The 10,727-nt window shown below is 73.0% G+C and carries 10 protein-coding genes, 1 pseudogene and 1 riboswitch; of the genes and pseudogenes, 3 read left to right on the plus strand and 8 right to left on the minus strand.

The features are described from left to right. Positions 1 to 9: 9 nt before the first annotated feature. On the minus strand, positions 10 to 1,374 hold the full coding sequence (locus OZN99_RS16980; RefSeq protein WP_270936448.1) for a glycosyltransferase 61 family protein: 1,365 nt from the start codon (positions 1,372 to 1,374) through the stop codon (positions 10 to 12). A gap of 8 nt (positions 1,375 to 1,382) precedes the next feature. Further along, positions 1,383 to 1,652: a hypothetical protein gene (locus OZN99_RS16985; protein WP_270936449.1), complete on the minus strand. Its 270-nt coding sequence runs from the start codon at positions 1,650 to 1,652 to the stop codon at positions 1,383 to 1,385. A gap of 231 nt (positions 1,653 to 1,883) precedes the next feature. On the opposite strand from OZN99_RS16985, the gene OZN99_RS16990 reads away from it, so the two are divergent. From OZN99_RS16990 to OZN99_RS17000, 3 genes and pseudogenes are all read left to right on the plus strand, one after another. Next, entirely contained in the window at positions 1,884 to 2,954 is a 1,071-nt protein-coding gene (locus tag OZN99_RS16990) for a ligase-associated DNA damage response exonuclease (RefSeq protein WP_456299883.1), read from the plus strand. Positions 2,955 to 3,018: 64 nt separating this feature from the next. Further along, entirely contained in the window at positions 3,019 to 4,647 is a 1,629-nt protein-coding gene (locus tag OZN99_RS16995; RefSeq protein WP_270936451.1) for a cisplatin damage response ATP-dependent DNA ligase, read from the plus strand. Positions 4,648 to 4,887: 240 nt separating this feature from the next. Next, positions 4,888 to 6,021: pseudogene (locus OZN99_RS17000) on the plus strand (CoA transferase); the annotation flags it as partial. Positions 6,022 to 6,079: 58 nt separating this feature from the next. On the opposite strand, the gene OZN99_RS17005 reads toward OZN99_RS17000, so the two are convergent. The 6 genes from OZN99_RS17005 to OZN99_RS17030 all read right to left on the minus strand — a co-directional run. Next, positions 6,080 to 6,577, minus strand: a complete 498-nt coding sequence (locus OZN99_RS17005; protein ID WP_270936452.1) for an FAD-dependent oxidoreductase — start codon at positions 6,575 to 6,577, stop codon at positions 6,080 to 6,082. A gap of 132 nt (positions 6,578 to 6,709) precedes the next feature. After that, positions 6,710 to 6,810: riboswitch (glycine riboswitch) on the minus strand. A gap of 60 nt (positions 6,811 to 6,870) precedes the next feature. Next, complete coding sequence (gene panC, locus OZN99_RS17010; protein WP_270936453.1) at positions 6,871 to 7,713, minus strand: pantoate--beta-alanine ligase; 843 nt, start codon at positions 7,711 to 7,713, stop codon at positions 6,871 to 6,873. Positions 7,714 to 7,757: 44 nt separating this feature from the next. After that, complete coding sequence (locus OZN99_RS17015; protein WP_270936454.1) at positions 7,758 to 8,717, minus strand: Bug family tripartite tricarboxylate transporter substrate binding protein; 960 nt, start codon at positions 8,715 to 8,717, stop codon at positions 7,758 to 7,760. Then, positions 8,717 to 9,565: a BKACE family enzyme gene (locus OZN99_RS17020; protein WP_270936455.1), complete on the minus strand. Its 849-nt coding sequence runs from the start codon at positions 9,563 to 9,565 to the stop codon at positions 8,717 to 8,719. Before OZN99_RS17020 ends, OZN99_RS17015 begins: the two co-directional genes overlap by 1 nt. A gap of 13 nt (positions 9,566 to 9,578) precedes the next feature. Continuing rightward, positions 9,579 to 10,292: an ABC transporter ATP-binding protein gene (locus tag OZN99_RS17025; protein ID WP_270936456.1), complete on the minus strand. Its 714-nt coding sequence runs from the start codon at positions 10,290 to 10,292 to the stop codon at positions 9,579 to 9,581. Next, positions 10,289 to 10,727: ATP-binding cassette domain-containing protein (locus OZN99_RS17030; RefSeq protein WP_270936457.1), on the minus strand; the 439-nt coding region annotated here is incomplete at its 5' end. The genes OZN99_RS17025 and OZN99_RS17030, both read right to left, overlap by 4 nt.

Below are 10,727 nucleotides of genomic sequence, written 5' to 3' on the forward strand. Positions count from 1 at the left end.
CGGGACGGCTCAGCCCGCCCGGCCCGCGTGACGGCTGGCCGCCGCCCGAAGCCGCGCGACGCTGAGCGGCTCGCCCTCGCGCGGGAAGATGCGGCAGGGGGTGGCCGGCTCCTCCGCGCTGCGGGCGGCGCAGACCTGCTCCGCCGCGGCATCGAGCCGGTCGGCGGTGGGGCCGTGCCAGGTGCCCGGGGCGACGAAGCCGATGGCGACGAGGGCCTGTTCCAGCGCCGCGCAATCCAGCACGGCGTCGCCATCCTTGCGCGGCAGCGGCACGGGCTGTCCGGCCGGGCCGGGCTTCGTCGGCAGCAGCGTGGCGCGCACCACGTCGAGCGTATGCGCCTCCTGCACGCCGAAGCCGCGCAGCTGGACCTCGAATTTCCGCTTGGCCGGCGCGCGGCGGGTCAGCACGGCGACCCGCTGGTCGGGCCGCGCGACCAGGGCGTAGAGATGGAGCGCGGAGCCCTCCGCGAAGACCAGCCGGTCGGCGGCGGCATAGGCGGCGACCTGCGCCGCCACGTCCAGCTTCTCGGGGCGCAGGACGTCCCAGCCGGCGGCGGCGAAGGCGGCTTCGATCTCCTCCTCCAGCACGAAGCGGCCGCCCTTTGCCATCCCGGCGCGGGAGACGTAGAGCGGCTTCCCGCTGCCGGTTGGCGGCGCGCCCTCGGCCAGGCGGCGGACGAAGGCGTGGAAGGCGGGATGGCCGGTGATGAGCCCGCCGCCGGCATTGGCCAGCAGCTGCGAGGAGACGACCAGCCGCTCCACCCGCAGCGGCCGCGTGGTGGCGACGCGATGCGGACCGGCGACGCCGAGCAGGCCGAGGATGCGGCCGATATAGGAGAATGTCGGCAGGGCCTGCGCCTGCTCGGCGCGGCGCGGCCCGACATGGTTCGGCAGGAGCCAGATCACGCCCTGCGGTGCCGGGGAGATCTCGGGCCAGGCCCAGAGCCGGCCGATGCTCTCGGTGAGGAAATGGCCGAAATGGGCGTGCAGCACGCCGCCCCAGAGCCAGGTGCCCTCCAGCCGCTCCGCGCGGTCGGCGCTGGGCAGCAGCCCCGGCACATGGCGCCGCCCGCCGCCGATATGGATCGCCTCCTCCACGAGCCGGCCCGCGGCGTCGTAGACGCCGCCGTCGTAGAAGGCCGTGCCGCGCGGAAACGCCTCGCCCAGCCCGCCGAAACGCTCCGCCAGGCGCGGGTCGCCCGGCAGAAGCTGGCCGCTGCCGGGCAGTACCAGCGCCCCCTCCAGCGTCTCGATACGGGGGGCGCAGGCCTTGCCCTGGGGCAGGGGCCCGGTGAGGAAGGCGTGCAGCCGCGCGAGGTTCTGGGCGGCGAGATCCTCCGGCCCGGCGGTCCCGGGCGCGGCGTCAGGCGTCACGGGCGAGGTCAGTCGGAGCGCCTCTCGGTCGGCGCAGCCTGCAGCGTGATGCCGGCCCGCGCGAGGCGGCTCTGCATCCAGCGGCCGACCTTGAGGTATTCGGGCCGCGCCGACTTCCAGGCGGCCCGCAGTTCGGCCGGCGTGGCGCCGGGGTTGGCCGCGCGGAACTCGCGCTCCCAGACGACGCGGCCGATGGAGGTCCAGAGCGCCCGGTTGGCGAGTGCGGCCGCGGCCTCGGCGGAGGTGGCGGCCGTGGCGGCGCCCGTGGTGGTGCTCATCGCAATCGCCTTTCCTTGTCCCGGTCGCGGCCGGGGGGGAGCCCCCGCACGTCCGTCCGCCCCGGCAATGCGCCGGAGGTGCAGTCGCGCCGCGCTCGCAGGTCGCATGGCCCGTTCTGAGATGCGGCGCAACATGGATGATTCGTGCGTGGCTGGCCAGACCGCCGGGTGCGGCCTGCCCGCGCCACCCTCGGCGCCCGGGCGATGCATGCCCATCTTCCCGCCATGCCGATGGCTCCCCCGAACCCCGACACCTGGATGCGCGTGACGCCGCAGGGCCTGTACTGCGAGCCCGGCGACTTCTTCGTCGATCCGCTGCGCCCGGTGCCGCGCGCGGTGATCACCCACGGGCATTCCGACCACGCCCGGCCCGACCACGACGCCGTGCTGGCCACGCCGGAGACGCTGGCCATCATGCGCGCGCGGCTGGGCGAGGGGCGGGCCGGCCGCGCGCAGCAGGCGCTGCGGCCGGGCGAGACGCTGACCCGCGACGGGGTGACGATCCGGCTGGTGCCGGCGGGGCATGTGCTCGGCTCGGCGCAGGTGGTGATCGAGTGGCGGGGCAGCCGCATCGTCGTCTCGGGCGACTACAAGCGGCGCCGCGACCCGACCTGCGCGGCGTTCGAGCCGGTGCCCTGCGACGTCTTCGTGACGGAGGCGACCTTCGCCCTGCCGGTGTTCCGCCACCCCCCGGCCGAGGCCGAGGCGGCGCGGCTGCTGGAGAGCGTGCGCCTGTTTCCCGACCGGGCGCATCTCGTCGGCGTCTATGCGCTGGGCAAGTGCCAGCGGCTGATCCGGCTGCTGCGCGAGGCCGGCTGGGACCGGCCGATCTTCCTGCATGGCGGGCTGCAGGCGCTGTGCACGCTGTACCAGGAACTTGGCGTCGGCCTTGGCGAGCTGCGGCCGGTGCCTACGCCGGCGAAGCGCGGCGGCGGCGGGCTGCTGGCGGGCGAGATCGTGCTGGCACCCTCCGGCGCGGAGGCGACGCCCTGGGTACGGCGCCTGGCGGAGCCGGTGGTCTGCGCGGCGTCGGGCTGGATGCGGGTCCGGCAGCGGGCCAAGGCGAAGGGCGTGGAACTGCCGCTGATCGTCTCCGACCATGCCGACTGGGACGAGTTGCTGCTGACGGCCGAGCAAGTGCAGGCGCCCGAGGTCTGGGTGACGCATGGGCGGGAGGATGCGCTGATCCATGCCCTGGCGCAGCGCGGCGTGCGTGGCCGGGCGCTGCACCTGGTCGGGCGCGGCGAGGAGGATGAGGAGGCCTCGCCGGAGACGTCGGTGGCCGAGGCGGCGCAGCCATGAGCCCCGGTGCTGGCGGCGCGCAGCGCGCGCCGAGCGGCCGCCCGCCGCTTGAGGGCATGAACGAATGAGCGTGCCGGCCTTCGCCTCCCTGCTGGAGCGGCTGGTCTTCACCCCCGGCCGCAACGCGAAGCTTGCGCTGCTGCGCCGCTGGTTCGCCGAGCAGCCCGATCCCGACCGCGGCGTCGGGCTGGCGGCGCTGACCGGAGAGCTGTCGCTGCGCGCGGCCAAGCCCGCGCTGGTGCGCGACCTGGTCGCGGCACGCACCGACGCCACGCTGCTGGCGCTGAGCCACGATTATGTCGGCGACTTCGCCGAGACGGTCGCGCTGATCTGGCCGGTGCGGGAGGGCGTGAACGCGCCGCCGCCCGGGCTCGCCGAGGTTGTGGAGGCCATGGAGGTGACGCCGAAGGGCGAGCTGCCCGCGATGATCGCGGGCTGGCTCGACACGCTGGACGCCAATGGCCGCTTTGCGCTGATCAAGCTGGTCACCGGGGGCCTGCGCGTCGGCGTCTCCGCCCGGCTGGCGAAGACCGCGCTGGCCGAGTGGGCGGCCCCCAGGGTCGTTGTCCAGGTCGATGCGATCGAGGAGGTCTGGCATGGGCTGGAGGTGCCGTACCGGCCGCTCTTCGCCTGGCTGGAGGGGCACGGCCCGCGCCCCGATCCGCGCGACGCGCCCGTGTTCCGCCCGCTGATGCTGGCTCATCCCCTGGAGGAGCCGGACCTCGTCGGCCTCGATCCGGCGACGCACCGGGCGGAATGGAAATGGGACGGCATCCGCGTGCAGCTCGCCGCGACGGCCGGCGGTCGGCGCGTGTGGTCGCGCGGTGCGGAGGACATCTCCGCCGCCTTCCCCGAGATCGTCGAGGCGATGGACTTCCGCGCCGTGGTGGATGGCGAGCTGCTGGTGGTACGGGACGGCCCAGAGGGCAAGCAGGTCGCGCCCTTCGCCGACCTGCAGCAGCGGCTGAACCGCAAGCTCGTCACGCCGCGGATGATGGCGCAGCACCCGGTGGCGGTGCGGCTCTACGACATGCTGTTCGAGGGCGAGGAGGATCTGCGCGCGCTGCCCTTCGACGCAAGGCGCGCGCGGCTGGAGGCGTGGTACGCGCGCACGCGGCCGGCGCGGATGGACCTCTCGGACCTCGTCCCCTTCGACAGCCTGGACCACCTGGCGGCGGTGCGCGCCGGCGCGCGGGAGGCGGCAATCGAGGGGCTGATGGTGAAGCGCGCCGACAGCCCTTATGTCGCCGGCCGCGTGAAGGGGCTGTGGTGGAAGTGGAAGCGCGCGCCGCTGAGCGTGGATGCGGTGCTGATGTATGCGCAGCGCGGCCACGGCAAGCGGAGCAGCTATTACTCCGACTACACCTTCGGCCTGTGGCGGCCGGACGGGAACGGCGGCGAGGAGCTGGTGCCGATCGGCAAGGCCTATTCCGGCTACACCGATGCCGAGCTCCTGTGGCTGGACCGCTGGATCCGCAACAACACCACCGCCCGCTTCGGCCCGGTGCGGGAGGTGGAGAAGGCCCTGGTGCTGGAGGTGGAGTTCGACGCCGCGCAGCGCAGCGGCCGGCACAAATCGGGCGTCGCGCTGCGCTTCCCGCGCATCGCCCGCATCCGGCGCGACAAGCCCGCCGAGGAGGCGGACCGGCTGGCGACGGTGGAGCGGATGATCGTCGGGGGCGGGCCGGGCTGAGCGGCAACGTCGGCTGCAATTCATCGGCGCCGTGATCATCGCTTCTGCTGCCCTCAATTAGCTGGGGCGAAGGGAGAGAGACGCATGGGCCTGGCCGAGAGCCTGCGGGCACGCGATCCAATTCGTGAAGACGCTCCAACATCCGCGCGATGAACCAGCTGGAGGACAGGTTGGAGGCGGCGGGCGGGATCGAGGCGGTCGTCGGCACCGCGATGTGCTGGTCGAGATTTTCACCCAGGGCCGCTCGAAAGGCTCGGCCTGCGCGAGGCCGCGCTGCGCGGGGTGCGGCCGGATCTCGCTGCTGCGCGCATTTCCGCCTACGGGCCGGGCGGCCCGCAGCGCGACCGCGCCGCCTTTGGCGTGATCGGGGAATCGGTCGGCGGGCTGCGCCACCTGACCAACCATCCGCCCGGCCCCACCGACCTGCCGCCGGTGCGCGTCGGCATCCGCAGCGGTGACAGCGTGTCCGGCATCTATGCCGCCTTCGGGATCATGGCGGCACTCCGGCGCTGCGACGCCGCGCGCGGCGACGGAAAGGGGCGCAGCATCGACGTCGCGCTGACGGGGGCGGTCTTCAGCCTGCTGAAAGGCGCGCTGCCGGAATACGTCGCGCTCGGCACCGTGCGCCAGCCGACCGGCGGCGGCATCGCGACGGCGCCGCCGACCAACGCCTGTCGCTCCAGGGATGGCGCCTCGCTGCTGATCGCCGCCAATTCCGATCCGCTGTTCCGCAAGCTCGCGGCGCTGATGGCAGGCCGGAGCTGGCCGAGGACCCGTGCTATCCCGGCAACCAGGCGCGGGTGGCGCAGTGCGCGTCGCGCGAAGGATGCCGTGGCCGCCGGCGCGCGGTTCCTTGTCCACGTCCTGTCCGCGTCGGAGGCGCACAACCGGAGCAACGTCTGGCATGCCGTTGCGGACTCCGCTGAAGATGATGCGCGCATGCTCGGTGCCCTGCCGGCCGAGGTGGGCGTCCGGATCACCGTGGCAACCGCCTTCGACTGCCCCTTCGATGGGCGGATTGCGCTCGGGTCGGTGCTGGAACTGATCGGCCGCCCGGCCGCGCTGGGCCCGGATGTCGAGATCTGCCTCTGCGACACCATGGGGCGCGCGACGCCGGATCACGTCGTGAGCCTCTGCGATGCTGCGGCGGCCTGCTGCCCGCAGGTCTCGACCTGGGCCTATCATGCGCATGACACCTACGGTCTCGGCCTTGCCACGACCTATGCGGCCCATTGCAGCGGCTTGCGCGTTTTCGATGCCGCGGTGGGCGGGCGGGGCGGCTGCCCTTTCGCGCCCGGCGCAACCGGCAATGTGGCCACGGGGGATGTGATCTGGATGTTCGAGCGCATGGGCATCGCCACAGGTGCGGACCTGATGGCGCTGCAGCGCCGGCTCGATTGCGCGGATCTCCGCGCGCGTCACCGCGCGGCGCTCAAGCCCGCCCTTGGCCAACAGCGCCGTGACGCGCGCCGTCGCCTCGAACTCCCGCTTCGTCGCGTAGAAGTGGAGGCTGCCACGGTTCTCGGCGTCGAAGTTGATCCCCCTCCTCTGCCATGCGGCGCAGGTGGTGGCGCGCCTCGATTGCAAGACGGGCGGTGGTGACCGTGTTCTCCTCGTAGCGCGGGATTGCGGCAACGAACTCCGCCATCCAGGAGAGCTTGTGCCGGGAGGGCTTCGGGTTCACGAGCAGCGGCGCGCCGGGCGAGACCATCCACTTCAGGCCCTTCAGCACCGTGGCCCAGCTGTTCCAGACCTCGGCGTTGGAGGCCGAGAGCTGCCCGCTATTGGCGAAGGAGGTCTCCATCGCCGCATCGGGATGGCGGTCGAAGACCGTCACCTCATGGCCGCGGCGGGCCAGGTTGTAGGCGGTGGTGATGCCGGTGATGCCGGCGCCGATCACGGCGACGGTGTCGCGATCCGAACGGGACATGCGCATTCTCCCTCCGCTTCGCGCGTGTTCGACTGCCCCCTCTGTCATTGGCCTGAGAGCATCGTCGTGCCCCCTCGCGGGGCGGCGACTTACACTGTTGGCGGGAGCTGCGGCTCCAACTTCCAGAGTTCCAGTGTCGGCGCGGTACGTGGGCCGGAGAGTTTCCGGGGCGGTTGCTCCTTCGGCGTCCATGCCGACCTTGCGACCGGCACGAACCCTCCCGCGCGCGGTCGATGCCGAAGAACCATGCGGTGAGGCACGACGCTTGCGCGGCGCGACAGCATGCAGTGCGCTCAATCGAGCGGGATATTGTCCAGCAGCCGCACCGTGCCGAGCCGCGCCGCGGCGATCACGCGTGCCGTGCAGCCCGGCGACAGGATATCGAGCGGCCGAAGCGTCTCCGCCTCGACCAGAGCGAGGTAGTCGGGCACGAAGCCTTCGCCGCGCAGGACGGCATCCTCCTCGGCCAGCACGGCGCCTGCCGCCTCGCCGGCGACGATGCGGGCCGCGGCCCGCCGCAGCGCGGCGTACAGCAGCGGCGCCTTCGCCCGTTCCTCGGCGGAGAGGAAGCGGTTGCGCGAGGAGAGCGCGAGGCCGTCCGCCTCGCGCATCGTCGGCACCGGCAGGATCCGAACGGGGATGTCGAGGTCACGCGCGGCGCGGCGCACCACCTGCAACTGCTGCCAGTCCTTCTCGCCGAAGGCCGCGACGTCGGCGCCCGTCTGCAGGAACAGCTTCGTGCAGACCGTGGCGACGCCGCTGAAGTGGCCCGGCCTGATCGCGCCCTCGAACCCTTCCGAGACACCACGCACCTCCACGAAGGTTGCGCTACCCTCAGGGTACATCGCGTTGACTGTCGGCAGCCATGCCAGGTCGCAACCCGCGTCGCGCAGCTTGGCAAGGTCGCCCGCCTCGTCGCGCGGGTAGCGCGAGAGGTCCTCGTTCGGCCCGAACTGCGTCGGGTTCACGAAGATCGACACGACGACCACCTCCGCAGCCGCGCGCGCCGCCGCGACCAACGAGAGGTGCCCGTCATGGAGCGCGCCCATGGTCGGCACCAGGGCAATCCGGGCGCTGCGGGCGCGCCATGGGCCGAGGGCCGCCCGCAGACCGGGAATGTCGCGATGGATCAGCATGGCGCCTCATCCACCGTCGCGCCGGACCTTGCAACGGCAGCGCATCACTCGGGCTGTATCCCGGTGCGCCGGATGAAGGCGCCCCAGCGCGCGGTCTCCTCCTCCAGCAGCCGGGCCAGGGAGGTGGCATCGCCGGCCATCGGCTCGGCGCCGATCCTCGCCAGCCGCTCCGCGACGGCCACGTCGGCCAGCAGCCGCGACAGCAAGGCGGAGAGCGGCGGGCGTGCGGCGACCGGCAGGGCGCGCGGGGCGAGCATGGCGAACCACGGATCCACCACGAAGCCCGGCACCCCGGCCTCGGCCATCGTCGGCAGGTCCGGGAACGCCGCGATGCGCTGCGACGTGGTCACCGCGAGTGCCACGAGGCGTCCTGACGCGATGTGCGGACCCGCCGAGGTGACGCTGTCGAACATCATGTCCACGCGCCCCGCGACGAGGTCCGTCACTGCGGGCGCGGAGCCGCGATAGGGCACGTGCTCCAGCGCCAGCCCTGCGAGATCCGCGAACAGCGCGCCTGCCAGGTGGATGGAGGTGCCGCTGCCCGCCGAGGCGTGGGTCAGCGCGCCGGGCCGGCGCGTTGCCTCCGCGGCGAGCTCGGCCACGCTGCGCCACGGACGCGCCGCCGGCACGACGAGGATGTTCGGCACGACGGCGACCGGACCGACCGGGACGAAATCAGCCTCGGCATAGGGCAGGCGCGGGTAGAGCGCCCGGTTCACCGCATGGGCGATCGAGACCATCAGCAGCGTGTGGCCGTCGGTCGCCTGCGCGGCGGCGCCGGTGCCGGTCGTGCCGCCCGCGCCGGCCCGATTCTCAACCACCACCGACTGGCCGAGCGCCTCCGCCATCGGGCCGGCCAGGATGCGCGCCATGGCGTCGATCGCGCCGCCCGGCGGGAAGGGCACGACGAGGCGCAGCGGCCGCTCCGGCCAGGGCCGCGCGGGCTGCGCGAGGGCCGGCAGCGGCAGGACGGCAGCAAACGCCAGCAGGGACCGACGGCGCATCACGCCGCCTTCCGCACGGAGACGGGCGACAGGCCCAGGATGCGGCGAGCGGTAGCCGCGCTGGCCACGGGGCGGCCTGCCTCTGCGGCGAGTTCCGCGGTGCGGCGGACCAGCGCAGCGTTCGACGGGGCCAGGGTGTGCCGGTCAAGGCGGATGTTGTCCTCGAGCCCGGTGCGGACATGGCCGCCGCGGGCGAGCGCCCAGCGGGCCACGGTGAACTGGTCGCGCCCGATGCCGGCCGCCGTCCAGGTCGCGCCCGGCAGGATCTCCCGCATCAGCCCGAGCTCGAAATCGAGGATGTCCTCGCGCGGCGGCAGCGCGTGCTTCACGCCAAAGACGAACTGCACATGCGGCGGCGGCACGATCAGGCCCTCGTCAACCAGCATCCGCGTGTTGGTCAGCATGGCGAGGTCGAACACCTCGATTTCCGGCTTGATGCCGAGGTCGCGCATGGTGCCGGCCAGCGTGCGCACGAAGTCGGGCGGGTTCTCGTAGACGATGGTGGGGAAGTTCACGCTGCCGGTGGCGAGGCTCGCCATGTCGGGGCGCAGGTGCAGCATCGCGCCGCGGGCCTCCAGCGCGCGGCCGCGGCCGCCGGTGGAGAACTGCACGATGATGTCGGGGCAGTGGCGGCGGATGCCCTCCTGGAAGGCGGCGAATTTCTGCGGGTCGCTGCTCGGCGTCTCGTCCTCGTTGCGGACATGGACATGGACGAGGCTGGCGCCGGCCTCGTAGGCGGCGTGGGTGCTCTCGATCTGCTCCGTGACGGTGACGGGCAGGGCCGGGTTGTCGCGCTTGCGCGGCACCGATCCGGTGATGGCGACGGCAATGATGCAGGGGGTGGTCATCGGTTCTCTCCGGTCAGACGCCGAGGCAGCGGTGCATGAGTTCCTCGTCGGCGCGCAGCGCCGCCGGGGGGCCGTCGAACACCACCGCGCCCTTCACCAGCACGACGCTGCGGTCCACGAGCGAGAGGATGGACGCAACGGTCTTGTCCACGACGATGGTGGCGATCCCGGTCTCCCGGATGGCGGCGATGACGCGCCAGATCTCGTCGCGGATCAGCGGCGCCAGGCCCTCGGTCGCCTCGTCCAGGATCAGCAGGCGCGGATTGGTCATCAGCGCGCGGCCGATCGCCAGCATCTGCTGCTCGCCGCCCGAGAGCTGGTCGCCGCGGTTGGACAGGCGTTCCTTCAGGCGCGGAAAGGTGTCCAGCACCCGCTCCTCCGTCCAATGGCGCGAACCGTCCACGCCTGGCCGCGCGGCGAGGCGAAGGTTCTCCGGCACGGTGAGGCTGGCGAAGACGCCGCGCCCCTCCGGCACCACGGCGATGCCGCGTCGGACACGGCGGAACGGCGCCTCGCGGGAGATGTCGTCGCCATCCATCGCGACGCGACCGCTGCGCAGCGGCAGCAGGCCGAGCATGGTGCGCAGCAGCGTGGTCTTGCCCATGCCGTTGCGCCCCATCAGCCCCACGGCCTCGCCGGCGCGGACGGCGAAGTCGATGCCGTGCAGCACCATCCCGGTGCCATAGCCGGCCTTCACGGAGCCGGCTTCGAGGATCGGCGCGGTCATGCGGCATGCCCCAGATAGGCGTCGCGCACCGACGCCGCGTTTCTGATGTGCTCTGGCGTGCCGTTCTCCAGCACGCGCCCGTCCACCATCACGGTGACCCGGTCGGCCACCGCGAAGACCACGTCCATGTCGTGTTCGATCAGCATCACCGCGTGGTCGGCAGCCAGTTCCTTCAGCAGCAGGGCGAGTCGCTCGCTCTCCTCGGGGCCCATTCCGGCCAGCGGCTCGTCGAGCAGCAGCACGGTCGGCCCGGCGGCGAGCGCCATCGCGATCTCCAGCTGGCGGAGCTGGCCGTGGCTGAGCGTGCCGGCCGCGCGATGCGCCGCGCCGGCAAGGCCGACGCGCTCCAGCGCGGCATCCGCCGCCTCGCCCGGCGCGTGCTCCCCGGTCGCCACGGCGAGGTAGCGGCGCAGCGGCGTCAGGCGCGCCTGGGCG

It is taken from the genome of Falsiroseomonas oryzae, assembly GCF_027856955.1.
Lineage (GTDB): Bacteria > Pseudomonadota > Alphaproteobacteria > Acetobacterales > Acetobacteraceae > Falsiroseomonas > Falsiroseomonas oryzae.

Excerpts from the sequence above, each read along its gene's own strand:
- OZN99_RS17015 (WP_270936454.1), bottom strand. The coding sequence starts at position 8,717 with ATGCGCCGTCGGTCCCTGCTGGCGTTTGCTGCCGTCCTGCCGCTGCCG.
- OZN99_RS16995 (WP_270936451.1), top strand. The coding sequence starts at position 3,019 with ATGAGCGTGCCGGCCTTCGCCTCCCTGCTGGAGCGGCTGGTCTTCACC.
- OZN99_RS16990 (WP_456299883.1), top strand. The coding sequence starts at position 1,884 with ATGGCTCCCCCGAACCCCGACACCTGGATGCGCGTGACGCCGCAGGGC.
- panC (WP_270936453.1), bottom strand. The coding sequence starts at position 7,713 with ATGCTGATCCATCGCGACATTCCCGGTCTGCGGGCGGCCCTCGGCCCA.
- OZN99_RS16985 (WP_270936449.1), bottom strand. The coding sequence starts at position 1,652 with ATGAGCACCACCACGGGCGCCGCCACGGCCGCCACCTCCGCCGAGGCC.
- OZN99_RS17005 (WP_270936452.1), bottom strand. The coding sequence starts at position 6,577 with ATGTCCCGTTCGGATCGCGACACCGTCGCCGTGATCGGCGCCGGCATC.
- OZN99_RS17025 (WP_270936456.1), bottom strand. The coding sequence starts at position 10,292 with ATGACCGCGCCGATCCTCGAAGCCGGCTCCGTGAAGGCCGGCTATGGC.
- OZN99_RS17020 (WP_270936455.1), bottom strand. The coding sequence starts at position 9,565 with ATGACCACCCCCTGCATCATTGCCGTCGCCATCACCGGATCGGTGCCG.